Source organism: Actinokineospora lacus (genome assembly GCF_053813445.1).
Map to the genome: position 1 here is coordinate 292,807 of NZ_JBQERA010000004.1, position 24,873 is coordinate 317,679.

Annotated in this window: 17 protein-coding genes; 9 read left to right on the forward strand and 8 right to left on the reverse strand. The window is 73.0% G+C overall.

The genetic code is table 11. From position 1 onward, the window contains the following. Nucleotides 1-20 precede the first annotated feature (20 nt). Complete coding sequence (locus tag ACTG9Q_RS12390) at nucleotides 21-1,262, reverse strand: cytochrome P450 (RefSeq protein ID WP_455572862.1); 1,242 nt, start codon at nucleotides 1,260-1,262, stop codon at nucleotides 21-23. Between the two features lie 213 nt (nucleotides 1,263-1,475). Here ACTG9Q_RS12390 and ACTG9Q_RS12395 point away from each other — a divergent pair, with 213 nt between their 5' ends. Then, a complete protein-coding gene (locus ACTG9Q_RS12395; protein ID WP_455572863.1) occupies nucleotides 1,476-2,891 on the forward strand; it encodes an acyl-CoA carboxylase subunit beta in 1,416 nt (471 codons plus the stop codon). A 26-nt stretch (nucleotides 2,892-2,917) separates the two neighbouring features. Next, nucleotides 2,918-3,667, forward strand: coding sequence for a thioesterase II family protein (locus ACTG9Q_RS12400; RefSeq protein ID WP_455572864.1), 750 nt, complete (start codon nucleotides 2,918-2,920; stop codon nucleotides 3,665-3,667). A gap of 144 nt (nucleotides 3,668-3,811) precedes the next feature. Here the strand turns inward: ACTG9Q_RS12400 and ACTG9Q_RS12405 are convergent, their stop codons facing one another. Together ACTG9Q_RS12405 and ACTG9Q_RS12410 are read right to left on the reverse strand one after the other, a co-directional pair. Beyond that, nucleotides 3,812-6,610: an AAA family ATPase gene (locus ACTG9Q_RS12405; protein ID WP_455572865.1), complete on the reverse strand. Its 2,799-nt coding sequence runs from the start codon at nucleotides 6,608-6,610 to the stop codon at nucleotides 3,812-3,814. 83 nt (nucleotides 6,611-6,693) lie between these two features. Next, complete coding sequence (locus ACTG9Q_RS12410) at nucleotides 6,694-7,506, reverse strand: hypothetical protein (RefSeq protein ID WP_455572866.1); 813 nt, start codon at nucleotides 7,504-7,506, stop codon at nucleotides 6,694-6,696. Nucleotides 7,507-7,652: 146 nt separating this feature from the next. Here ACTG9Q_RS12410 and ACTG9Q_RS12415 point away from each other — a divergent pair, with 146 nt between their 5' ends. Then, complete coding sequence (locus ACTG9Q_RS12415; RefSeq protein ID WP_455572867.1) at nucleotides 7,653-7,865, forward strand: hypothetical protein; 213 nt, start codon at nucleotides 7,653-7,655, stop codon at nucleotides 7,863-7,865. A gap of 10 nt (nucleotides 7,866-7,875) precedes the next feature. Here ACTG9Q_RS12415 and ACTG9Q_RS12420 read toward each other — a convergent pair whose 3' ends face one another. Next, nucleotides 7,876-10,962: an AfsR/SARP family transcriptional regulator gene (locus ACTG9Q_RS12420; protein WP_455572868.1), complete on the reverse strand. Its 3,087-nt coding sequence runs from the start codon at nucleotides 10,960-10,962 to the stop codon at nucleotides 7,876-7,878. Nucleotides 10,963-11,371: 409 nt separating this feature from the next. Further along, complete coding sequence (locus ACTG9Q_RS12425; RefSeq protein WP_455572869.1) at nucleotides 11,372-12,307, reverse strand: RNA polymerase sigma-70 factor; 936 nt, start codon at nucleotides 12,305-12,307, stop codon at nucleotides 11,372-11,374. A 695-nt stretch (nucleotides 12,308-13,002) separates the two neighbouring features. Here ACTG9Q_RS12425 and ACTG9Q_RS12430 point away from each other — a divergent pair. Further along, nucleotides 13,003-14,157, forward strand: a complete 1,155-nt coding sequence (locus ACTG9Q_RS12430) for a S1 family peptidase (protein WP_455572870.1) — start codon at nucleotides 13,003-13,005, stop codon at nucleotides 14,155-14,157. Between the two features lie 77 nt (nucleotides 14,158-14,234). Here ACTG9Q_RS12430 and ACTG9Q_RS12435 read toward each other — a convergent pair whose 3' ends face one another. Continuing rightward, entirely contained in the window at nucleotides 14,235-15,248 is a 1,014-nt protein-coding gene (locus tag ACTG9Q_RS12435; RefSeq protein ID WP_455572871.1) for an ArsR/SmtB family transcription factor, read from the reverse strand. Between the two features lie 205 nt (nucleotides 15,249-15,453). Between ACTG9Q_RS12435 and ACTG9Q_RS12440 the strand changes: the two genes are divergently transcribed. Then, complete coding sequence (locus ACTG9Q_RS12440; protein ID WP_455572872.1) at nucleotides 15,454-15,609, forward strand: hypothetical protein; 156 nt, start codon at nucleotides 15,454-15,456, stop codon at nucleotides 15,607-15,609. A 74-nt stretch (nucleotides 15,610-15,683) separates the two neighbouring features. Here the strand turns inward: ACTG9Q_RS12440 and ACTG9Q_RS12445 are convergent, their stop codons facing one another. Then, nucleotides 15,684-17,222, reverse strand: a complete 1,539-nt coding sequence (locus ACTG9Q_RS12445; RefSeq protein ID WP_455572873.1) for a S8 family peptidase — start codon at nucleotides 17,220-17,222, stop codon at nucleotides 15,684-15,686. 280 nt (nucleotides 17,223-17,502) lie between these two features. Here ACTG9Q_RS12445 and ACTG9Q_RS12450 point away from each other — a divergent pair, with 280 nt between their 5' ends. The 4 genes from ACTG9Q_RS12450 (at nucleotide 17,503) to ACTG9Q_RS12465 (ending at nucleotide 23,690) form a co-directional block, all read left to right on the forward strand. Continuing rightward, a complete protein-coding gene (locus tag ACTG9Q_RS12450; RefSeq protein ID WP_455572874.1) occupies nucleotides 17,503-17,835 on the forward strand; it encodes a LysR family transcriptional regulator in 333 nt (110 codons plus the stop codon). Nucleotides 17,836-17,945: 110 nt separating this feature from the next. Beyond that, complete coding sequence (locus tag ACTG9Q_RS12455; protein ID WP_455572875.1) at nucleotides 17,946-21,062, forward strand: AfsR/SARP family transcriptional regulator; 3,117 nt, start codon at nucleotides 17,946-17,948, stop codon at nucleotides 21,060-21,062. 671 nt (nucleotides 21,063-21,733) lie between these two features. Next, the gene (locus tag ACTG9Q_RS12460) at nucleotides 21,734-22,606 is read left to right on the forward strand and encodes a hypothetical protein (RefSeq protein WP_455572876.1); all 873 of its coding nucleotides are present in this window, start codon (nucleotides 21,734-21,736) and stop codon (nucleotides 22,604-22,606) included. 109 nt (nucleotides 22,607-22,715) lie between these two features. Beyond that, complete coding sequence (locus tag ACTG9Q_RS12465) at nucleotides 22,716-23,690, forward strand: hypothetical protein (protein WP_455572877.1); 975 nt, start codon at nucleotides 22,716-22,718, stop codon at nucleotides 23,688-23,690. A 28-nt stretch (nucleotides 23,691-23,718) separates the two neighbouring features. Here ACTG9Q_RS12465 and ACTG9Q_RS12470 read toward each other — a convergent pair whose 3' ends face one another. After that, entirely contained in the window at nucleotides 23,719-24,870 is a 1,152-nt protein-coding gene (locus ACTG9Q_RS12470; protein WP_455572878.1) for a cysteine desulfurase family protein, read from the reverse strand. Between the last annotated feature and the right edge of the window lie 3 nt (nucleotides 24,871-24,873).

Below are 24,873 nucleotides of genomic sequence, written 5' to 3' on the forward strand. Positions count from 1 at the left end.
GACCTCATTCACCCCGGTAGTCAGCGGACAGCGACCGGAAACTGCAGCATTCCGCGGATGATGTAGGACTTCCGGCGCCGGATCGGCCCGATCTGGCGCAGGTCGGGCAGCCTGCGCGCGAGCGCGGCCAGCGCCACCTCGCCCTCGAGCCTGGCCAGTGCCGCGCCGAGGCAGAAGTGGATGCCCAGCGAGAACGACAGCAGCTCCCGGCTCGGCGGCCGGGAGATGTCGAACCGCTCAGGGTCCGGGTAGACCCGGGGGTCCCGGTTCGCCGCGCCCGCCAGGATCGCGAGCTGGCTGTCCACCGGCAGCACCACGCCGCCGATCTCCAGCTCCTCCTGGGCGACCCTGCGGTACTGCTGGGTCGGCGTCTCGAACCGCAGCGTCTCCTGGATCACCGAGGGGGCCAGCGACGGGTCGTCGCGGAAGGCGGCCCACTGGTCCGGGTGGGCGAGCATGAGGTGCGTGGCGTTGGCGATCAGGTTCACCGTCGTCTCGACCCCGCCGAGGGTGAGGAACGCGCACAGCGGCACGAACTCCTCCATCGTGATGCGGCCGTCGTCGAGGGCGGGCAGCAGGTCGGAGATGAGGTCGTCGCGCGGGTCGGCCCGGCGCAGCGCGATGATGTCGGCGAACATCGCGTGCATCTGCGCGGTCGAGCGGGCCACGTCGTCGACCAGCTCGAGCGACGGCTCGCCGTCGACCAGGTGCATCATCCGCCGGGTCAGCGCGAACATGGCCGGCTGGTGCTCGCGCGGCACGCCGATCAGCTCGCCGATGACGTACATCGGCAGTTGCTGGGCGAACGCGGTCATGAGGTTGACCCGCGCGGGCCCGGCGAGGACCTTGTCGACCAGTTCGTCGCAGAACCGCTCGACCCTGGGCCGCCACGACTCCATCTGGCCGGGGTTGACCGCGTGCATCGTCAGCTTGCGCAGCCTGCCGTGCTCCGGCGGGTCCATGCCGAGCATCGAGTTGTCGAACTCGATCGACTGCGGCGCCCGGTCCCCGCCGACCATCCGCACCCCGAACCGGCGGTCGCGCAGGACCTGGCCCGCGAGCCGGTGGTCGGGGACCAGCCAGGTGCCCAGGGCGCTGCGGGAAAGCGGCCCGCGGGCGCGGATCTGCTCGTAGAGCGGGTAGGGGTCCTCGGGCGCGCGTAGCAGCAGCGCGTACGGGTCGCCCTGTTCGCCCGCGGTCCACACGTACTCGCGCCACGCGGCGAGTCGCAGCCGCGTCCGCTGGATCGTGTCCGCTGCCATCCGCTGCTCCCGTGCACGTGTCCCAGCCCGGACCGGCCCGGTGCTCGCGGCCCACGTAACCGGCGGCACCCCCCTAACAACAACCCCTACCAGCACTGATCGCCCGCGCCGCGATCAGCGCGTGATCCCGCGCGGGCGAGCTAGGGGTTGCCTGTCCGCGGGTGCGCACCGCACGTTTACACCTGCCGCAGTGGCGTCGACGGGAGAATTCAGATGCGGGTCGCAGCCGAGAACCCCCCGACCGAAGCCGACGCCGTGCCCGATCCGCGCGATCCGGTGACCCGGCTGCGGCTGCTGCTGGATGGCGGGATCGAGCCGCTGCCCGGTCCGCCGTGCGGGGTGGTGGCGGCGGTGGGCCGCGTGGACGGCGCCCCGGTCGTCGCCTACTGCACGGACGCGACCAAGGTCGGCGGCTCGCTGAGCACCGCGGAGGCCGACCGGATCATCGCGGCGATCGACCTCGCGGTGCGCAGGCGCGTCCCGGTGATCGGCATCTGGCACTCCGGCGGCGCCAAGCTCGCCGACGGGGTGGAGTCGATGGACGCCGTCGGGCGGATGTTCACCGCCATGACCCGCGCCTCGGGCACGGTGCCGCAGCTCTCGGTCGTGGTCGGCCCCGCGGCGGGCGCGGCGGCGTACGGGCCCGCGCTGACCGACGTCGTGATCATGGCCGAGGGCGGCCGGATCTTCGTCACCGGTCCCGATGTCGTGCGCACCGTCACCGGCGAGCAGATCGACATGGACGGCCTCGGCGGGTGCGACACGCACGGCAGGCGCTCCGGCGTCGCGCACATCACCGTGGCGAGCGAGGAAGCGGCCTACGCCAGGGCCAGGGCGATCACCACGCTGCTGGCCCGGCCCGGCTGGTTCGACTTCGCCTCGATCGCCGAGGACGTGCCGCTGGGCGCGCTGCTGCCGGAGTCCCCGCGCCGGGCCTACGACGTGCACGGGATCGTGGACGCGCTGGTGGACGGCGAGTTCGTGGAACTGCAGGCGCGCTGGGCCCCGAACATGGTGGTCGGCCTCGGCAGGCTCGGCGGCCGCACCATCGGGGTGCTGGCCAACAACCCGCTGCGCAAAGGCGGCTGCCTGGACTCGCTGTCGGCGGAGAAGGCCGCCCGGTTCGTGCGGATGTGCGACGCGTTCGGCGTGCCGCTGCTTGTCGTTGTCGACGTCCCCGGCTACCTGCCGGGCGTGGGCCAGGAGTGGGGCGGTGTGGTCCGTCGCGGCGCGAAGCTGTTGCACGCCTTCGCCGAGGCGAGCGTCCCGCGGGTCACGCTGGTGACCCGCAAGTCCTACGGCGGCGCCTACATCGCCATGAACTCGCGCTCGCTGGGCGCCACCGCGGTGTTCGCCTGGCCGGGCGCCGAGGTCGCGGTCATGGGCGCCGAGGCGGCGGTCAACGTCATGCACCGCAAGAAGCTCGCCGCGGCCACCGACGACGAGCGCGACGACCTGCGCGCCCGGCTCGTCGAGGAGCAGCAGCGGACCGCTGGCGGCGTGGACAGGGCCCTGAGCCTGGGCGTGGTGGACGCCGTCATCGCCCCGGAGCGGACCCGCGCCCTGGTGGCCGAGGCCATCGCCGGGGCGCCTGCGGGCCGGGGCCACCACGGGAACATTCCTCTGTAGACACATTGACCGGGAACGAGGGCACGATGGACACCGCTGAGGCGACCGACCTGTGGCTGCGCCGCTACCACCCCGCACAGCAGGCGGCCCAGCGCCTGGTCTGCCTGCCGCACGCGGGCGGCTCGGCCAGCTACTTCTTCCAGGTGGCCCGCAGCCTCGCCCCGCACATCGACGTGCTGGCCGCGCAGTACCCCGGCAGGCAGGACCGCCGGTCCGAGCCCTGTGTGGACAACGTCGCCGACCTCGCCGACCAGCTCGCCGCGCGGGTGCGGCGCTGGGCCGACCGGCCGCTGGCGCTGTTCGGGCACAGCATGGGCGCGCTCCTCGCCTTCGAGATCGCCGAGCGCCTGGAGAGCGCGGGGGTGGGCGTCAGCGCGGTCTTCGCCTCGGGCCGCAGGGCGCCGGGGACCCACCGCGACGAGCGGGTGCACCTGCGCGACGACGACGGGCTCATCGCCGAGATCACCTCGCTGTCCGGCACCGACGCCAAGGTCATGCAGGACGAGGAGATCCTCCGCATGGTGCTGCCGTCGATCCGCAACGACTACAAGGCCGTCGAGACCTACCAGTGCGCCCCCGGCCGGTCCATCGCCGCGCCCATCCACGCCATGATCGGCGACGACGACCCGAAGGCCACCGTCGAGGAGGTGCGCCGCTGGGCCGAGCACACCACCGGCGGGTTCGAGCTGACCGTGTTCCCCGGCGGGCACTTCTACCTCGACCGGCACGTGCCCGCGGTGCTCGACCGCATCCGCTCCGCCCTGCTGCCCGCGTGACCGGTGCCGGGGAGCCACCCCGGCACCGGCACCCCGGGTCACCGCAGTACGGGTCACCGCGACGTAGGTCACCGCAACACAGGTCACCGCGATACGGGTCACCGCGATGTGAGTCACCGCGACACAGGTCACCGCAGAGATGGGTCACCGCGACATGGCCACCCGCTGCCCGGCAGCGGCGTCCTCGCGTTCCGCGGCGACGAACGGGGGGAGCTCGGTGGGCAGGTCCGTGCGCCTGGCCACGTTCAGCTTCCGGTAGACCCGGGTCAGGTGCTGCTCGACCGTGCTCACCGTGATGTAGAGCCTGCGCCCGATCTCCCGGTTGGTGTGGCCGTGCGCGGCCAGCTCGGCGACCTTGCGCTCGGCCTCTGACAGCGACGCCGCGCCGTCGTCGATGACCGCCGTGTCGCGCGGCGGGCGCCCGACGGGGACCCGGACAGTGTCCTCGGGCACCACGTCGGCCTGGCAGGCCTTGGCCAGCTGGGCGGCCTTGCGCAGCACCAGCCGCGCCCCCGCCAGCTGTCCCTGCTCCTGGTGCACCTGGCTCAGCTCGGCCAGCGACCTGGCCAGCTCCAGCCGGTCGGCGCAGCGTTCCAGGTGCTGGACGGACTCGCCCAGCAGTGCCGCCCGTTCCTGGGGGTCGGCGCACGCGGCCAGCACCCGCAGCGCGATGCCCAGGTTGCGGGCGCTGCCCGCCGCCTGCGCCCGGCTCAGCTGCTCGGAGGCGTACGCCCTGGCCTCCTTGCGCCGCCCCAGCCGCAGCAGCGCCTGCGCCAGGTCGCCCCGCCACGGCACCGACGCCGGGACGTCCAGCTCACGCCCCCGGGCCCAGCTCGCGGAGCGCTCGAAGTCCTCCAGGGCGGCGAGGGTGCGTCCCGCGGCGAGGTGGCAGTGCCCGCTCGCGTGCAGGTACCGCGCGCCGAAAGTGGTGCGCGGCATCGCCTCCGGCACCGGCCGGGCCAGCAGCTCGGTCGCCTGGTCGAGGTTGCCCATCGCGGTCTCGGCCAGCACCAGCACCGAGAGCGGGTAGCCGATCAGCACCCCCCAGCTCTGCGTCGACTGCAGGGCGAGCGCGGCGCTCGCCTGCGCCTTGGCGGTCACCAGGTCGCCCCGGCGCAGGGCGAAGTCCGCCGCGACGCAGCCGAGCACGGCCTGCCAGGTCGTGGCCCTCCTGCGGGTGGCCTCCTGGACGAGCCTGCCGCACCACTGGAGCGCGCGCTCCGGGCGCTCCGCGTCGTCCAGCGCGAGCAGGGCGGTCGTGCCGACCTCGGGCAGCATGTCGCCGAGGCAGCCCTGCAGGATGTGCTCCGCGCTGGGCACGACCTCGCGGCCCGCGCCCCGCGCCCACCCCCGGTTCAGCAGGGCGGTCTGCACCCACGGGTTGGCCGATGTGGCGCGCTCGGTCGCGGTGAGCAGCGCGTGGACCTCGTCGGGCACCTGCTCGCGCAGCGAGCCGTAGATCCACTCGCAGGTGAGCCGCAGCTCGGCCGTCGTCCGGACGTCGAGCGGCCCCGCCGTGGCGGACACCGTCAGCAGCTGTGCCGCGGCGGCGTCGAGGTCGCCCTGCCACAGCAGGTGCCGGATCACCGGGACGGCGTCGCGCCAGGTGAGCTCGCCCGCCCGCAGCGCGCCCTGCAGGGGCGACAGGTGCCGGGCGGCGGCCGAGGGGTTCACCCGCCACGCGACCCGCACCAGCGCCGCGCGCAGCGCCACCCGCTCCCGGTCGTCCTCGGCGGCCCGCAGGGCCAGGTCGAGGCACTTCATCGCGAAGGCGGCGTCGTCGACGGCGACCTGCTCGGCGGCGTGCCGCAGCACCCGCACGGCCCACGGTCCCGGCGCCGCGTCGGCGGTGACGAGGTGCCCGGCGACCCCCATGGCGTCCACGCCGTGCTTGTCGAGGAGTTCGGCGGCCCGCACGTGCAGCGCCGAGGCGGTCTCCGGCGGCAGGCCGCCGAGGACGGTCGCGGCGATCCCGGGGTGGCGCAGCCGCTGCCCGTCGGCGATGGCCGCGGTGGCGAGCACATCGATCAGCTGGCCGACCACCCCGACGGGAATGCGCAGCAGCTCGGCGACCAGGTCGGCCCGCGCGTGCTCGCCGAGCACCGCGAGCCCGCCCGCGACCCGCAGGACGTCCGGGTCCCAGCGGTGCAGGCAGTCCAGGACGGCCTGCCGGAACGCGCCGCCGATCACCGGCCGGTCCGCGTCGGGGGCCAGCCGGGCGCAGTCCTCGATCAGCGCCCGCGCCAGGGCCGGGCTGCCCCCGCTGACCGCGTGCAGCTCGGGGGCGAGCCGTGCGGCGTGGCGCGGGTCGAGCCGGGCGGCGGCGAGCTGGGCGACACCGGCCTCGGTCAGCGGGTCGACGCCGATCCGCAGGTGCGGCTGCCTGGTCACCTCGGCGCCGATGAACGGCCGCGCCAGCCCCGGCCGGTACCACTCGCCGAGGACCAGCAGCACCCGCTCGGCGCGCATCCGCAGCCGCAGGTACAGCAGCACCTGCAGCGTGGCGCCGTCGACGAACTGCAGGTCGTCGACCACGATCACCAGCGGGGCGTCCTTGGCCAGGTCGAGCAGCACCGCGCACAACCCGTGCACGGCCTGGATGTCGGCGTGCCGCATCGTGTGCGGCTCCAGGTCCCGCGCGTCCGACGGGACCGGGTCGGCGTCGATCAGCCGGGACACCCGGTCCAGCGTCTCGGCGGGCAGCGGCGCGCTGCGGAACAGCTGCCACATGACCCCCATCCGCACCGAGCGCTCCATCCTGGTCCCGGTCGCGGTGAGCGGCAGCGCGCCCTTGTCGGCGGCCTGCTCGGCGAAGGCGTGCAGCAGGGCCGTCTTGCCGCTGGCCAGCCCCCCGCTGACCAGCACGGACCTGCCCTCGCCCGCGACGCACTCGGCGTAGGCCCCGTGCATCAGGCATAACTCGTCACGCCGCTCGACCAACATGGGACTCTCTTTTCCACTCCGGCGAGGAAGCACGGTGAGCGTGGCCTCGCACTGCGATCTGGACGGGACAAGCGCGGCGTCGCCTAGCCGAGGAGCCTGATGCCGAAGCCGCGCTCGACCGCGGCCAGGTGGAGCAGGCAGGCGAGGGAGACGGCGGGGGCGTTCGCGCTCAGCAGTTCGACGAGCAGGATGTGGTTCTTCCGCGTCCGGCCGGGGTGCGCTCCGGTGAGCACCTGGCCGAGGTCGGCCTCGACGGTCCGGCCACCGGCCAGCCGGGCGTCGTCGACGTAGACCTGGTCGACCGCGAGCGCGCAGGCGACGGCGTCCTCGCTCGCGTCCACCACCAGGGCGCCCGCGGTGAACGCGTCGGCGGTGAGCGGGCGGTCCGCCGGTCCCCGGATGACCACCAGCGCGGCGCCGCGCACCGCGCACCGCACGTCGTCGACGACCGACAGGGACACGCCCGCGAGGTCGATCTCGTCGATCAGCCGCTGCTCGATCACCGCGCCCCGGCCGCCGCGCGCTGGGCAGAACGCGATCCGGCCGACCTCGGGGAACTGGTGCACGAGCACCGCCAGCAGCGGGCCGCTGCCCGCGCCCGGCCCGATGACGACGGCGGTCATCGGGCCGCGCACAGCCAGTTCCCTTGCGGCGAGCCCGGTCAGCGCCGCCATGCGGCAGTCCCGCAGACCGGCGGCGGGCAGCACGCACCGGGCGTGCCCGCCGTCGTCCTCGAGCACGACCAGGCCCGGGTCCTCGCGCCACGGCGTGAGCCGGGCGCCGGGCGCGGGTTGGCTCCGGCCGCCCAGCTCGGCGGCGAGCAGGTCGACGGCCGCGACAGCACCGAGCGCGCTGGCCATCTCCGCCGCGTTGAGCTGGATGAACGGGCTGGTCATCGGCGTCCCCTGACGTGTCGCGGTGCCGGTTCGCGAGGACACTCGTGGGCCGCTCTACTGGCCTTCTATCGGGCGGCCGAGAGCGGGCCGAGAGCGCTTCCCGGTCAACTCCGGGTTAGAAGGTGATGAGCACTCAGGGAGTTGACATGGTCGGTCGGACGTCAAAGGTCATCGGTTCGGCGCTGTTCACCATCGCAGGCGCCGTGGCGGTGCTCACCGCGTCGAGCGCGGGTCCGGTGTCCCACGCCTACGGCATTTGCCCCGAAGACATGCACTGGCTGGTGTGCGAGACGGCGCGGACCGGCGCCGAGGTCGTCACCGACACCGTGCCCTCCACCGTCGAGGACATGCACTGGTGAGCGACACCGCTCACCGCTGGGCCTCGACGTCGAGGCGGGTCAGCAGCCGGGCGGCCTCTTTGGAGTCCAAGCCGCGCAACAGGTCCCTGGCCCGCTGACGCGCGCGCGCCTGGTCCCCCGGGCCCGCGCGCAGCCCAGTCTGAGACATCCCGGACTGCGAGATCCCGGACTGCGAGATGAGCGTCTTGGCTTGCCAGAGCGCCGAACCCAGCTCCTCGAACAGCGCGCCCGCCTCGGCCAGGTACGCCGCGCCGCCGGTGTCGTCCCCGCGCACCAGGGCGATCTCGCCCAGCGCGTGCAGCGCCTGCCCCTCGACCAGCCGCTCGCCGATCAGCTTGGCCAGCGACAGCGCCTGCCGCAGCGTGGCCTCGGCCTCGTCGAGCATGCCTTCCCTGCGGAGGGCCACGCCGAGGCCGTACTGGGCGTAGGCCTCGCCGACGCGGTCGCCGATCTGGTGCACGATGTCGCGCACCCTGGCCAGGTCCCGGCGGGCGGACTCGAAGTGGCCGGTCTCCAAGCGCAGGTTGGCGTACCGGTAGAGCACCTGTGCCTCACCGCGCAGGCAGCCGACCTCCCGGCAGATCGCCAGCGACCGCTCGAGCAGCCCGCTCGCCGCCGCCGTCTCCCCCTCCTCGATGCGGGCGGTCGCGATGCTGCGCAGCACCTGCGCCTCGCCCATCCGGTCGCCTGCCGCGCGCAGCAGGACCAGCGACAGGTCGTACTTGACCAGCATCGCGCCGGAGTCGCCGTGCAGTCCGTCCACGATGGCGGAGTTGCGCAGGACGAGGGCGCGCCCGTGGTCGTCGCCGATCGCGGTGAAGATCTCCAGCGCCTCGGCGAAGCACTTCTCCGCGTCGGGCAGCCGCTTCTGCGCCAGGTGCAGCGTGCCCAGCGAGTACAGCATCGCCGCGTGGCCGCTGTCGTTGCCCGCTCGCTCGGTGACCTCCAGGCCCAGCGTCGCGGTCTCCCGCCAGTAGTCGTAGTAGCCCTTGACCTCGAACAGCGTGATCGAGGTGAGCGCGAGGTCCCAGCACAGCTCGTCCATGCCCGCGGCGGCGGCCTGGCGGACGGCGTCGACCAGGGCGGCGCGCTCGGAGTCCAGCCACCGCATCGGGTTGCCCCGGCGCGGGCCGCCCGGCGGGCGCCAGCGGGGCGCGCTGCCGTGCAGGACGGTGTAGTCGCCGCCGTACTCGTCGCGGTGGGCGTCCTCGGCCAGCGCGAGCCACGCGCCGATCACCCGTTCCAGCACCCGGTTGCGCTCGTCGGGGGTCTCGGTCTCGGTGAGGCGTTCCACCGCGTAGATCCGGATGAGGCTGTGGAACCGGTATCGCAGTTGCTCGCCGGGGGTGTCGACGGCGTCGAGCAGCTGGGCCTCGACCAGTTGCTCCAGGACGTCCTCGGCGTCGATGAGGTCGGTGTCGAGCAGGGCCGCGGCCATCCACGCCGGGAAGTCCGTGGTCCGGACCACGGCGAAGAGCCGCAGCAGGCGCTTGGCCCGCTCGGGCAGGCCGCGGTAGGTGAGGTCGATGTTGAAGCGCAGCCCGACGCCGCGGTAGGTGAACTCGTCGAGCCTGCCCGCCTCGTCCTGCAGCCGGGCGACCAGCGCCGCGATCCGCCAGTGCGGCCGGGAGGCGAGCCGGGCGCCCGCGATCCGCAGCGCCAGCGGCAGTCCCCCGCACAGGGTGACCAGCTCGCGCGCCGCGACGGGCTCGGCCAGCACCCGCGCCTGCCCGATGATCTTGGCGAGCAGCCCGGTGGAGGTCTCGGTGTCGAGCACGTCGACGTCGATCCAGTGCGCGCCGAAGAGCCCGGACAGCCGGACCCGGCTGGTCGCGATCACCGCGCAGGTCGCGCTGCCCGGCAGCAGCGGCTGGACCTGCTCCTCGCTGGTGACGTCGTCGAGCACGACGAGCACCCGCCTGTCCGCGAGCACGCTGCGGTACATCTCGGCCCGCTCCTGCGGGTCGTCCGGGACCGCGGCGCCGCTGACGCCCAGCGAGCGCAGGAAGCGGGCCAGCAGGGTCGCGGTGGGGTCGTCCATCCCGGCCGGGTTCTGCAGGTCGCCGTAGAGCTGCCCGTCGGGGAACCGCTCCCGCAGTTCGTGGGCGACGCGCAGGGCGAGGCTGGACTTGCCGACGCCGCCCTTCCCGGAGATCCCGACGATGCGCATGCCGTAGGCCCGGTCCCGCTCGGCGGCGATCACGGCCTTGATGTCGGCGATGTGGGCGTCCCGGCCGGTGAAGTCGGCGATGCTGGCGGGCAGCTGGCGCGGCACCAGCGCCGGGTCGGCCGCGGGCGGGTCGTGCGCCTGGCCGACGTGGGATGCCCCGGCCCCGACCGGTTTGAGGTCGAGCGCCGGGTCCCGGTTGAGGATCGCGGCTTCCAGGTTCCGCAAGTCGTGCCCCGGCTCGATGCCCAGCTCACCGATCAGGATGGTGCGGGCGCGGCGGGCGACGTCGAGGGCGTCGGCCTGCCTGCCGGAGCGGTAGAGGGCGAGCATCCGCAGCTCGGAGAGCCGTTCGTTGTACGGGTGCTCCTCGACCAGCGCGGCGAGTTCGCCGCTGATCGCCTCGTGCTTGCCCAGCGCGAGGTCGAGCCGGACCCGCTCCTCGATCGCGGCCAGCCTGCTGTCCTCGAACGAGGCCGCGCCCCGCTGCACGACGTCGCTGGTGATGTCGGCCAGCATCGGGCCGCGCCACAGGGCCAGCGCGGCGCGCAGCGTCGCCGCGGCGTGCTCGGCCATGTCGCGGTCGGCCTGCGCGCGCGCCTCGGCGATCAGGTCGGTGAACTCCTGGCTGTCCAGGTCCGCCGCGGTGATCTTCAACAGATAGCCGGGCGGCCTGGTCTGAATGGCCACAGGACGCCCGCCGTCCTGGGTGAACAGCTTGCGCAGGCTGGAGATGCAGGTCTGGATCTGCGCGCGGGCCGTCGACGGCGGGGACTCATCCCACAGCGCGTCGACCAGCGAGTCGACCGGGGTCACCCGGTTGGCGTTGAGCGCGAGCATGGCCAGCACGACCCGCTGTCTCGGCCCACCGAGGTTAACCAGCCTTCGACCGACGACCAGTTCAAGCGGACCAAGCAGCCGCAATCTCATTTCCGCCCCCGGCACGCCCACTGCGTCTTATCAACTGAATGCCGACCCTAGTCGGCGAAATCCCGCCACGCCAGACGTATACGCCACATATCAGGCGAGTGATCAGCTGTTCACTAAATGTAGTAACTCCCGGTCATCAAACCTGCCATACTCCAAATGGAGCACCTATGCTGCAACTACCGTTAGCCGAGGTCCACAGCCCTCGTCAACAGGTCGCGAGCGGAATTCCGCCATAATTCCCGGGACATTTACGACCCTATGGATACCGCCATCTTTCGACTACTCACGGCAAGACCGAGAACGAATATGTCGCGCCCCGGCCGAGACCGAACCGGGCTTGGCCGAAAATCTTCCGCCCCGGAATACCACCGCCAGGCATGGACCGCTTTCTTTTCCACCCCGCCCGGCCTCAGCGGCGCAGGGTGGTCTCTTGCTCCATGCGGGACAGCTTCTCCGGGTTGCGCACGGCGTAGAGGCCGGTGATGAGGCCGTTGTCGACGCGCATCGCGAGGACGCTGTCGAGTTCGCCGTTGAGGTGCAGGGTCAGGGCCGGGTGGCCGTTGACCTGGACCGGGCGCAGGGACGCGATGTCGGTGATCTTGCCCAGGCCGGCGGTCAGGAGGCGGGCCACCTTGTCGGCGCCGACGATGGGGCGCGGCACGGCCTGCTTGACGCCGCCGCCGTCGCCCAGGAGGACGACGTCCGGGGCGAGAATGTCGAGCAGGCCGCGCAGGTCGCCGGTCTCGACCGCCCGCCGGAACGCGTCGAGCGCGCCCTGGGTCTCGGCCGGGGAGGCGATCCCCCGGGGGCGGCGCGCGGCGACGTGGGCGCGCGCCCGGTGGGCGATCTGGCGGACCGCGGCGGGGGTCTTGTCGACGGCCCCGGCGATCTCGTCGTACCCGAAGTCGAACACGTCGCGGAGCACGAACACCGCCCGCTCGGTCGGGGCGAGCGTCTCCATCACCAGCATCATCGCCATCGAGACGCTGTCGGCCAGCTCGACGTCCTCGGCGACGTCGGGTGCGGTCAGCAGCGGCTCGGGCAGCCACGGGCCGACGTAGGTCTCCCGGCGCCTGCCGAGCGTGCGCAGCCGGGTGAGCGCCTGGCGGGTGGTGATCCGGACCAGGTACGCCCGCTGGTTCCGCACCGTGCCCAGGTCGACGCCCACCCACCGCAGCCAGGTCTCCTGGAGGACGTCCTCGGCGTCTGCGGCCGAGCCGAGCATCTCGTAGGCGACGGTGAACAGCAGGTTGCGGTGGGCGACGAACGCCACGGTGGCGGAGTCCGCGCGCTCGTCCTGGCCCTCGCCGCGCTCATCGAACGCGGTCTGTGACGTCCCGGCCATGGTGGCTCCTCTCAACGGTGTCCCCCACCAGACGCCGGCCCCCGCCGTTCTGTGACAGCCAATCACGTACACCCTACGACGGGGCTCGGCGAGTCCGGTCAGCGTGATGAGGCCGTCCCCTCGATCGCGGGTGACGAGACCGCTCGCGCGCTGCTTGAGTACTAGGTGGACAATCGAGGAGGGTCCTAAGACCCGCTCGGCCGGTCGCACCGGAACCACAGTCCACATTGGTCAATCACCCCTCCAGAAGGCAGGAAAGCACGGACCCGACGACCGGCCGCGCAGAGCGCCACAACCGTCGCGCGAGCGGCACCGCCGCGACGGCGTGCACAAACCCGGCGCGACAGGCTGTTCGCTGATCCAAATGGCGGATATCCCCTTCCCGAGCGCTATGCGGCAGGGAAAGCGCAGCGGCATTCGCGTGACTCCCGCGGACCCATCCTTCTTCGTCCTTTCGCCGTAATCCGGCCGCCACAAGGAAGACGCAGGTCACCTGGCTGGCGTCACACCGTCGGGGGTACCTGCGGGGAGGATTCACGAGCTACCTTCCATTCAGGTCCCCGCTTTCCGATCAGTGGTTCGCCGCGCCAGCCAGCCGGGTTCACCGCTCCGGCCGGCTGTAGTCGTCTGCGCCGATTGGCGGCGAGTCGCCCGGATACGCGGGTGCCAACATCCTGCGGTTGGAAAGGAATCCGATGAAACGAGCGCCGAATATCCGCGTCGCGGTCGTGGGAGCCTTCGTCCTGGCGATCTCGGTCGCACTGCCCGCCCAGGCGGACATGATGCGGGTCACCGCTCCGGCGGACGCGCCCAAGGTGAGCATGGCCATGTCGCACGCCCTGCAGCGCGACCTCGGCCTGTCCCCCGACCAGGTGCGCGTCCGGCTGGCCGCCGAGGAAAAGGCCCGCGCCACCGAGCAGACCGCCAAGGACCTGCTGGGGGCGAGCTACGCGGGCAGCTGGTTCGACTCGAAGACCGGCAAGCTGGTCGCCTACACCACCGACTCGACCCGGGGTTCCGCCCTGTCCGCCCGGGGCGTCAGCGTCAAGACCGTGCGCCACACCAGCGCCGCGCTGGAGTCGGCCAAGACCGCGATCGACCGGGCGGCGGGCAAGCACGCCCCCGCCGCCGTGAACGGCTGGTACGTGGATGTCCCCACGAACAGCATCGTGATCACGGTGAACAAGAACAAGGTCGACCAGGCGGCGAAGGCATTCGTCGAGCGGGCCGAATCCATCCACACCTCGGTCCGCGTCGTTGAGGAGAACCACTCGCCGCGGCCGATGGCGGACGTGGTCGGCGGCTGGCCGTACTACATCAACTTCGCGGGCCGCTGCTCGGTCGGCTTCGCCGTCCACGGCGGGTTCGTCACCGCGGGCCACTGCGGCGGCGTCGGCGCGACCGCCAGTGACAGCAACGGCGCGGTCCTCGGCTCCTTCGCCGGGTCCCAGTTCCCGTACTACGACTACGCGTGGGTCCGGACCAACCCCGGCGTCGTCCTCTGGGGCTACATGGAGGGCTACAACGGCTACTGGTACTACGTGCGGGGTTCCGCCCAGATGGCCGCGGGCTCGGGCGTGTGCCGCTCGGGTTCGACCACCGGCATGTGGTGCGGCACCATCCTCGCCCGCGGCCAGACGGTCAACTACCCGCAGGGCACCGTCTACAACCTGACCCGCACCAACGTCTGCGCCGAACCCGGCGACTCAGGCGGCTCCTGGCTCAGCGCGAACCAGGCCCAGGGCGTCACCTCGGGCGGCTCGGGCAACTGCAGAAGCGGCGGCGTGACCTTCTACCAGGAGGTCAACCCCATCCTCTCCGCCTACGGCCTCAGCCTGATCCTCACCTGACCACCGTCCCAAGTGGTCCGGACACCACGGTGTCCGGACCACTTGGGACATTGCTCGTAACGAGACTGCCATCGTGCTCAAGGAATCGTAAGGTCAGACGCTCTGATTCCGGGTTCGGTGAGCAGGCTCAGACCGAGCGGCGTGATGAGGTGCACCGCCGAGTTCGACTGGCGGATCGTGTTGATGAGACCCGCTTCCCGCAGCACACCGGTGTGATGGCTGACGGTGGGCAGGGTGATGTTGTTCAGCTTCGCCAACCGGCTGGTCGTGCTGCCCTTCAGCACCGACCGCAAGATGTCCGCCCTGGTGGCGCCGAGCAGGGCAGCCAATTTGTCGCCACCGCGCTCCTCACCGAGGAGCCGCGACCCCGGCCGGATCGGCAGCACCAGCACTTGGCGCATCCCGGGGTCGGCCAAGGCGACCGGGGTGCGGAAGCAGAAGTAGCACGGGACCAGCAGGAGACCCGCGCCGTCGAGGTGCAGGTCACGATCGACCGGGTAGTCAACGGTCAGAACCGGCGGTCGCCACGTCATGATCGGCTCATAGCCCGCGAGCAGACCTTCCGGGCCGCGGTCGAGGTAGTCGCGAATCCGGCCTGCGCGTTCATCGCGCAGCGCGACATCGATCACCGGGCGGTACGGCTCGACAAGCTCCTTGACGTACACGTCCAGAGCGAGCCGCAATTGCCGCAGCCCGGCGCTTCTTCCTGCCGCGAGATCACGCAGCCAGGCGGCCGAGTCAGCTGCGTGCTGGAGCATGCCGACCTCCGCGCGCAGTTGTGACGGGCTGGTCGACAAGACCGCGTCGATGGCTGTGTCGTAGTCGGACACGTCGGCGCTGGGTGTCAGGAAGTCTGGGAAGTACGCCGCATGGGGCGCCAAGGCCATCAAGGTCCGCACGGCCGCGCGCACCGCGCCGACGCGTTCGGCGACCCGCCGCACGTGGCGGCGCCAGTCACCGAAGAACACGGCGCCGTCGTTGTGCTGCAGGACCTGGACGCTGCCAACGGCTTCCCACATCAGGTCCGTGTCCATCTTCAGCCGCGTGCGCGCGATGTCGGCATGGCCGAAGTGGATGCGCAGTCGTGGCAAAGTCGCCCCCCTCCCGCCTCCCGCTCGATGCCACCCTCATCAAGCACTGGTACAGGGGATCGCGGGCGAGCCCGCAGATACGCCTTGGCCGAGGGGACCACTCGAACAGAGCAGGTCCTCGGGAAGGGCTGCTCCACTTGGCCCAGTTTGACCTCGCAGGCCGGGAGGTACCTCGTTTCCGAGTCGAAAAACGAGGAGACATGCCATGCCTTGGGTCGAGAGCCACCGCCGTCGCGTGCCGGGCAGCCTGTTCCGCAGGGCGACCGTACGCAGGCACTACCGGATGCCCGCGGGTCTTCCGCTCATCCCCATCGCCATCGGGGTCGTCGTGCTGCTGGTCATCCTCGCGCTGGTCTTCTGATTCCCCATACCCTCAAGACGGTGACCCGGGTGGCGGAGCGGGATTCGCTCCGCCACCCGGGTTTCACCAGTGGATCAGGTGGAGTAGCCGATCACGCCTTCGACGACCTGGCCCTCGCAGTTGGCTGAGGGCGAGTCGAAGTGGTTCCCGGTGCGCGCGACGCGGCAGCGGAGGATCGGGTGGTTGGCGGTGGAGGCCGGGGCGTCGAGCAGGTAGCCGATGACGCCGACCACCGTTGTGCCCTCACAGTTCGCGGCCATCGACGTCATGTGGTCCCAGCCGCCCACCAGGCACTGGTACACCGGGTGGGTGCCCGCGCCGGGCGCGGTGTTGATCGACCCGAGCCCGCCTTCGAGGGCGTGGCCGGACGGGGCGTTCGCGGCCGTCGCGGTGGCGTGGTCGTTGCCCCGGATGTAGCGGTTGAGGGCCACCTTGCCCGGGGGCGGGGTGGTGCCGTTGACCACGTACAGCAGGCGGTTGGGCGAACCGCCCACGTTCCTGACCACGTCCGGCGTGGCCGCCCCGAGGATGGCCTCGCCGACCTGCGCCGGGGTGGCGCCGGGGTTGGCCGAGAGGTGCAGCGCCGCGGCGCCCGCGACGTGCGGGGCGGCCATCGACGTGCCGCTGATCGTGTTGGTCGCGGTGTCGCTGGTCGCCCAGGCGCTGGTGATGCCCACGCCCGGGGCGAACAGGTCGGTGCACGAGCCCCAGTTGGAGAAGCTCGCCCGGTTGTCGGCGCTGTCGGAGGCGTTCACCGTCAGCGCGGTGGGGACGCGCGCGGGCGAGAAGCCGCAGGCGTCGGCGTTGGAGTTGCCCGAGGCAATGGCGTAGGTGATGCCCGAGGCGATGGAGCCCGCCACCGCGGTGTCGAGGGCGGGCTGCGCCCCGCCGCCGAGGCTCATGTTGGCCACCGCCGGGCGGGCGGAGGTGCCGGTCACCCACTCCACGCCCGCGATCACCCCGGCCGTGGTGCCGGAGCCCGCGCAGTTGAGCACCTTCACCGCGACCAGCCGCACGGCCTTGGCCACGCCGTGGCCCGCGCCGCCGACGGTGCCCGCCACGTGCGTGCCGTGCCCGTGGCAGTCGGCGTCGACGCCGTCGCCGGTGGTGTTGGCGCCCCACACCGCCCGCTGAGTGAAGTCGGTGTGCGTGGTGCGGATGCCGGTGTCGATGATGTAGGCGGTGACGTTCGAGGCGGTGTCGGGGTAGGTGTAGGAGTTGTTCAGCGGCAGGTTGCGCTGATCGATGCGGTCCAGCCCCCACGACGGGGTGGGGCTCTGCGTGCCGGTGACGGAGACCTCGACGTCCTGTTGGACGAGCGCCACCCGCGGGTCGGCCGCGATCCTGGCCGCCTGCCGGGGTGTCGCGGTGACGGCGAAGCCCCGCACCGCGTTGTGCCACACGTCGCGGACGTCGCCGCCGTGCGCGTCGACCACGGACGCCGACGCGCTGAGGGCGTCAACGCCCTTCTCCAGTACGACGACGTAGCTGTTCGGGACGGGTTTCGCCCCGGCGACGGTGATGACGCCGCCGAGCGCGGGCTCAGCGGCGGCGACGGGCGTGAGCGCCGAAGACGCCGCCACGACAAGGGTTCCGGTGACGAGCGCGATCAAGCCGGGTCTGGGACGTGACCTCAACGCTGTCCTCCTGAGAGGGTCGGATGGTCCATGATCACGGACGCGGCCGACACTACGGAGGTCCCCTCCCCGACGCAGCTGCCCGCGGGTGGAAGCGGCTGAACAGCGCCGAGATTCGACTGTGCGGCAGCGCCCGGCTTGGTCGCCTCCGCCCAAACACCCGGACCGCCGCAGAGGGCACCGGATGAGATGCGGCCCCGCGGCGGCGGGTGCGAGTGTTCCGGTATCGGAGTCACCGGTCTCCGCTGGAGGGTTCGTGGACATCGCTATCCGGCACCTGCGCATCCTCGCCGTGCTCGGGGCCGAGGGCAGCTTCCGGCGCGCCGCCGCGCGGCTGGGGGTCGGGCAGCCGACGCTGTCGCGGCAGGTCAAGCGGATGGAGCGGGTTCTCGGCGTGGTGCTGGTGCTGCGGACCCCGGTGGGGGTCCTGCTCACGCCCGCGGGGGAAGCCCTCGCCCGCCACGCGTCGGTGATGAACGAGGCGTTCGACGACCTGTTGCGGGAGCTGCGCCACCTGGAGGCGGACCGGCGGACGGGGAAAACGCCGAAAGCGGCTGGTGAACGATTCTCACGGAGTCCGCTGACCTAGTGTGATGCCGCCAGGGCAACGGCCGACGGTGTGAATGCTGTTTCGATCGGTATTACCGGTTGGTTGTATCGCGGGTAACAGCCCGCTTTCCCATTGAGGTGCCGTCACTGATGCGTCTGAACCTGCTCGGCCCGCTTGAGTTGGTCGCGGGCAACCGGCTGGTGGTCACAGGCGGACCAAGGCAGCGCGTGATCCTGTCGATGCTGGGGCTCAACGCCAACCGGGTGACCCCGATCGACGCGCTCATCGACGCCGTCTGGGACACCGTGCCGCCGACGACGGCGCGCGGCCAGATCCAGACGTGCGTCTCGGCGCTGCGCAGGCTGTTCGCCGACGCGGGCAGCCCGGACGCCATCCGCACCTACCCCGCCGGGTACCTGTTGCGGGCCGCGGAGAGCGACCTCGACGTCGCGGAGTTCACCGAGCTGACCGCCGCCGCGCGGACCATGGCCGACGAACGCCGCACCGCGGCCGCCGCAGCCACCCTGCGCAGCGCGCTCGGGCTGTGGCGCGGCCCCGCCCTCGCCGGGGTGGACAGCCGCCCGGTGCGGCGGCAGGCCGAACTGCTGGAGCACAGCAGGCTGGCCGCCGTCGAGGAGCGGATGCGGCTCGAGCTCGACCTGGGCTGGCACGCCCAGGTCGTCGGGGAACTGGCCGCCCTGGTCGACGAGCACCCGTTGCGGGAAGGCTTCTGCGAGCTGCTGATGCTGGCGCTCTACCGGTCCGGGCGCCAGGCCGACGCCTTGGCCGCCTATCGCCGTGCCCACGTCCGGCTGGTGGAGGAGCTGGCCATCGAGCCGGGTCCGGAGCTGCGCGCGATCGAACGGGCCATCCTCACCCGCGACCCGGCGCTGGACCCCCGCGCGCCCGTGACGGCGGTCCCACTGTCCACACCGGATATCGCTGAGCCGCCGATGGTGCCGCACCTGCTGCCCTGGGGCGCACCCGACTTCACCGGGCGCGAGGACCTGGTCACGGCGATCAGCGGCCTGCTGGCCGAGCCCGCCCACCGGGCCCAGTCCTACACGGTGCCGGTGATCGTGGTGTCCGGGCCCGGCGGCGTGGGCAAGTCGAGCCTGGCCGTGCGGGTGGCCCACGAAGTGGCCGACCAGTTCCCCGACGGCGTCTGCTATGCCCGGTTCCAGGACTCCGAGGGGCGCGACAGCGCCGGGATGGTGCTCGTCCGGTTCCTGCGCGCCCTGGGGATCAGCGGCACGGCCGTGCCGGAGGACCCGCAGCAGCGCGCCGACCTCTACCGCACTGTGGTGGCGGGCAGGCGGCTGCTCGTAGTGCTCGACGACGTCACCAGCGAGGAGCAGGTGCTGCCGCTGCTGCCCGGCGGCGGCGGCAGCGCGGTGGTCGTGACCAGCCGCTCGCGCCTCGGCGGGCTGCCCGGGGCGACCCAGGTCGAGGTCGGCGTGCTCGACACCGACGTCGCGATGCGGCTGCTCGCCGGGATCGTCGGCACGCGGCGGGTGTGGGCGGAGCCGGACGCCGCGGTCGAGCTGGTGCGGTTCTGCGGCGGGCTGCCCCTGGCGCTGCGCATCGCGGGGGCGCGGCTGGCCTCGCGGCCGCACTGGCGCATCGCCGAACTCGTCGCCCGGCTGCGGGTGGAGGCCCGCAGGCTCGACGAGTTCGCCCACCGCGGCCTGGAACTGCGCTCCAACATCGGGCTGACCCACCGGGCGCTGTCCCCGCGCGCGCAGCTGCTGTTCAGCCTGCTGGCGCTGGTCGAGGCGCCCGACTTCCCCGGCTGGACGGCCGCGGCCCTGCTCGACACCGGGCTGGTCGAGGCCCAGGACCTGCTGGAGAGCCTGGTCGAGGCCCGGATGATCGAGGTGGTCACCTACCCGGGCGAGCGGACCTGGTACCGCTTCCACGACCTGGTGCGGGTGTACGCGCGGGAGAAGGCGGCGCTGCTCGACCCCGAGGTCCGGGACGCGGCGCTGCGCCGGGTGCTGGGCGCGTGGCTGGCGCTGGCCGAGGAGGTCCACCGCAAGGAGTACGGCGGCGACTACACGGTCCTGCGCGGCCGCGCGCCGCGCTGGCGGCCCCAGCACGGCGACGAGGCGCTGGCCAGCGAAGACCCGGTCGACCGCTGGGACTCCCAGCGCACCGCGCTGGTCGCCGCGGTCCGGCAGGCCGCGGAGGCCGGGCTGGACGAGGTGTGCTGGGACCTGGCGCTGACCTCGGTGACGCTGTTCGAGGTGAAGGGCTACTTCGACCAGTGGCGCGAGACCGCCGAGGTCGGCCTGCGCGCCACGGCCGCGGCGGGCAACCGGGTCGGCCAGGCCGCGATGCTCTACTCGCTGGGGACCCTGCACATGTTCCAGAAGCGGCTCGACGAGGCCGAGGAGTCCTTTTTGGACGCCCTGGCCCGGTTCGACGCCGAGGGGCACGTGCACGGCCGCGCCCTCGTGCTGCGCAACCTCGCGCTGGTCGACGGCCTGCGCGGTGACTGGCAGGCCATGCTGGCCCGGTACGGGGTGGCGCTGGAGCTGATGCGGGCGGTCGGGGACCGGATGGGCGAGGCGCAGATCCTGCGCGGCCTCGCCCGGTTCCGGGTGGACGAGGGCGACCGGGACCTGGCCATGGCCCTGCTGCGCGAGGCGCTCGACATCTGCCGCGAGGTGGGCTGCCTGCGCGGCGAGGCCCAGGTGCTCAACCAGTTCGCCTACCTGCACGCCGCTGACGGCCGGGTCGAGCAGGCCAAGGACGCCGCGCACCGGGTGCTGCTGATCGTGCGCGACCTCGGCGACCGCGTCGGCGAGGTGCACGCGCTCTACGGCCTCGGCCTCGTGCGGATGGGCGAGGGCGACCTGGACAGCGCCGAGACCGCGATGCGGCACGCGCTCTCCCTGGCCCGCCGCTTCGGCGAGCGCTTCGTCGAGGCCCAGGCGCACTACGCCCTCGGGGAGATCGAGGTCGGGCGCGGCGACCGGGCGGCGGCCGTCGAGCACCTCGAACAGGCCCTGGTCTCGTTCACCGGCCTGTCATCGGCGCTCTGGCGGGCCAAGACCCTCGTGCTGCTCGCCCGGGCGCGCGCCGCGGGCCGGGAGCGGGCCAGGGCGGCCGACGACCTGCGCGCGGCGGGCGCCCTCCTGGCGGGCGCGCGGTCCAAGGAGGCGGACCGCCTCGCGGCCGAGATCGAACGGCTCAGCAGCGCCCGGTTCCCCACCACACCGGACATCCCCCGACCGAGGGCGGGGCGCGAGATCTCCGCGTGACCCCCGCCGTGTTCCCGGGTGAGACGGCGAACCAGGCGGCCCAGCCAGACGACGGGGTCAGGCCGGGTCACGCGGCCAGGTCAGGACGCCAGGTCAGGAGGCCGAGTCACGCGGCCGGGCTAGGCGGCCAGGGTCAGAAGGCCAGGCCAAGCGGCCAGATCAGAAAGCCGGCTCACGCAGCCAGATCAGAAGGCCGGGTCAGAAGGCGCCCCTACGGGTTGATCTGGGGACCTCGGGCGCGCCGCTGTCCTTGGAGCCGCTGGTGGCGAAGACGGCCACGGCGGCGAAGACGATGGAGACGACCACGCCGGAGACGCCAAGATGGCATAGGGGGCGTGGCGGAGGTTGCGGGCCGGGTCAGGCGGCCGGATCACACGGCCGAGCCAGGCAGCCAGGTCAGAGGGCCGGGTCAGGCGGCCGGGTCAGGCGGCTCGCGGCCAGTGCATGTCCTCGCCAGTGCGGTTCGGGTCGGCAGGCTGCGTGGTCGGCATGTCCCGTCCTCCTCCGTGTGCGGTGTCCGTGGCCCGTTGTGCGGGCCGGGGTCGCCACTGATCATCGCCGACGCCGTTGTCGGCGCGCTCCCGGCCGGGCGAGAGCGCGACGGGAGCGACCTGGGACCGGCCCTGCCGAAGCTGAGCCCGAACGGGTACCGCGACAGGAGGCGACCGGACATGACCAGCCCGCACCTGCGGCTCTCCGGGGCCGAACTCGCGGTGCTCGCGGGCGCTGTGGACCCGGTCGCGCTGGCCGCCGCCGAGCACAGCGGGCGCCGCGTCCCCGGCAGGCTCGTCCCCTGGCGCGGCGCGGACGACCTCGTCCTGCTCGACGGGCAGCCCGCCGGGGGCCGGTGCGTGCTGCCCTCGGCCGAGCTGTGCGCCGTGCGCACCGCGGCGATGGCCGTGCTCGCCGCGCGCGTCCTGGTCCAGCCCGGCGTGGTCACCGCCGCCGTGCTCGGCCTCGGCCTCGTGGCCCGCCTCTCGGTGTCCCTCATGGTCTCCGGCCTGCCCGGGGTCAGCCGCGTCGCCGTGCACCCGGTCGGCGACGCGGGCTGCCCGGTGCCGCTGGACGTGGTCCGCCCGCTCGCGGGCGCCCGCGTGGGGTGGACGATCGCGCCCGCCCTCGCCGACGCGCTGTTCGGGGCCACGCTCGTCGTGGTGGCGGCGGAGGCGGGCTGGGGCGCGACCGACCGGCTGCCGCCCGGCTCGACGCTGGTCAACACCACCGGCGCTGACCTGCCCGACGCCGTCGTCGACTCCGTCGACCAGGTGTTCGTCGACGACACCGCGCTCATCGGCGCCCACCGGCGCAGGCACTTCGCCCGGCCGCACCCGCTCGCCGGTCCCCCGGTCCCCGGCGGACCCCGGCCCCACCGGGTCGCCGCCGACTTCGCCCAGCTCATCTCCGGCGACCGGCGCGGCCGCTCGCACGCCGACGACGTGCTCCTCGTCGAACTGCTCGGCACCACGCGACTCGACGTCGGCCTGGCAAACGCCCTGTACGAGGCCGCCGTCGACCACGGCTTGGGGGTCGTGCTCCCGCGCTGATGCGGGGGCCCCCAGCGGCAGGACAGCAAGAACGAGGTGGAACCCAGGAGGACTGACCATGCAGACGAGGGCTCCGTTATCCCAGGTCACTGCGACCGGTGGGACGCACGTGACCGAGATCTACCGCGCCGCCGCGCACGCGGGCGCGCTCACTTCGATCGACGCGGTCGCGGCGGAACTGGGCATCACCGCCCAGGACGCCGAGACCGCCGTCCGGCTCCTGGTCGACCACGGCCTGCTGCGGCCCTCCGCCGACCCGGCGGGCGGGTTCGAGCCCGTCGACCCCGAGGTCGCGACCGCCTCGGCGGTGTTCTCCGTGGAACGGGAGATCTACCAGCGGCGTGAGCAGATCGACCAGATCCGCGAGCGGTTCGGGGCGTTCCGGGAGTTCTCGGCCGAGCGGGGGCCGAGCCCGTTCGTCGCCATCGACCGCCTCACCGACCCCGTGCAGGTGCGGGGGCTGCTCAAGACCGCGACCGACGCCTGCCGCGTCGAGGTCCTGGTGCTGTTGCCCAACAGCGCCACGGCCGCCGAGCTGGAGCGGCTGGTGTCCGGTCACCTGGCGGGGATCGCCCGCGACATCGAGGTGCGGGTGGTGTGCCAGCACCGAAGCCGCACCGACCTGGCCGCGCGGGTGAAGCTCAAGCGGCTCGTCGACGCCGGGCTGTCCGTGCGGACCGTGAGCCACGTGCCGCGCGCGGCTGCGGTGTTCGACTGCGCGACGGCCGTCCTGTTCGGACTGGCCGGGGACGGCGACGCCGTCGCCAGGGTGAGCGACGACGGCGTCGTGCGGTTCCTGCTCGACCTGTTCAACAACCTGTGGGACCAGGGAACCCCGCTGACCGACGACACCATCGGCTACGCCCCCGTCGCCGACGACCTCCAGCGCACCATCGCGGCGCTGATGGCCGAGGGCTACACCGACGAGGTGATCGCCCGCAAGCTCGACATGTCGGTGCGGACCTGCCGCAGGCACATCGCGGCGCTGCTGCGCGACCTCGACGCCATCAGCCGGTTCCAGGCCGGGGTGTTGGCGGCCCGCAGGTACTTCGCGGGCGGGGAAGCGGACCGGCTGGCGCGCTGAACCGCGGCCGCCGGGTGGGACCCCCGGCCTACCCGGCGGCCACGGCGCCGATCCCGGCCAGCGCGAGCGCCCGCTCGCACAGCAGGTCGACGCCGCGCACCACGTCCTCGACCGGCATCGCCGGGTCCAGCCCGATCCGCACCGAGCTGTTGGCGTCCTCAGTGGACACGCCGATCGCGGTGAGCACGTAGGACGGCAGCTGTGACGCGGAGTTGCAGGCCGCCCCGGTGGACACCGCGACCCCGCCGAGACCGGCCACCAGGCTCTCACCGCGCACGCCGGGCAGCACGGCGTTGAGCACGTGCGGCACCGACACCCGCGGGTCCCCGTTGAGCCGGAACCCGGGGAAGCGGGCGAGCCGCTCCAGCGCGGCCGCCCGCAGCACGGCCACCCGCCGCCGGTTGTCGGCCAGGTCGCGGCGGGCGAGGTCGCCTGCCACCCCCATCCCCACGACCAGGTGGGTGGGGACCGTCCCGCTGCGCAGGTCGTGCTGCCCGCCGCCGTGCAGCAGGGGCCGCAGCCGCAGCCCCGGGCGCACGTACAGCGCGCCGACGCCCTTGGGGCCGTGCATCTTGTGCGCCGACAGCGCCAGGGTGTCCACCCCGGCCGCGACCACGTCCACGGCGATTCGGCCCGCGGCCTGGGCGGCGTCCACGTGCAGCAGGCAGCCGACCCGGTGGCACAGCGCGGCCATCTCGGCGACCGGCTGCACCACCCCGATCTCGCTGTTGACCGCCGCCACGGCCGCGATGCGGGAGTGGCTGTCCAGCAAGGCGGACAGGCGGGCCAGGTCGACGGTGCCGTCCCGGCGCACGGTCATGGTCCGCACGCCGATGCCGCGCGCCCCCAGCGCCTGGCCGGTCGCCAGCGCCGACTTGTGGTCGATGGGGCACAGCAGCAGGTTCGCCGGGTGCGCGTCGTCGTGCCCGAAGACGCCTTGGAGGGCCAGGTTGTTGCTCTCGGTCGCGCCGGAGGTGAACACGATGCCCGCCGGGTCGGGCGCGCCGATGAGCGCCGCGACGGACTCGGCCGCGGCGTCCACCGCCCGCCGCGCGCGCTTGCCCAGCAGGTGCGGCGACGCCGGGTTGCCGAAGTCCTCGCGCAGGTAGGGCAGCATCGCCGCGAGCACGTCGTCGGCGACCCGGGTGGTGGCGCAGTTGTCCAGGTAGATGACGTCCACGGT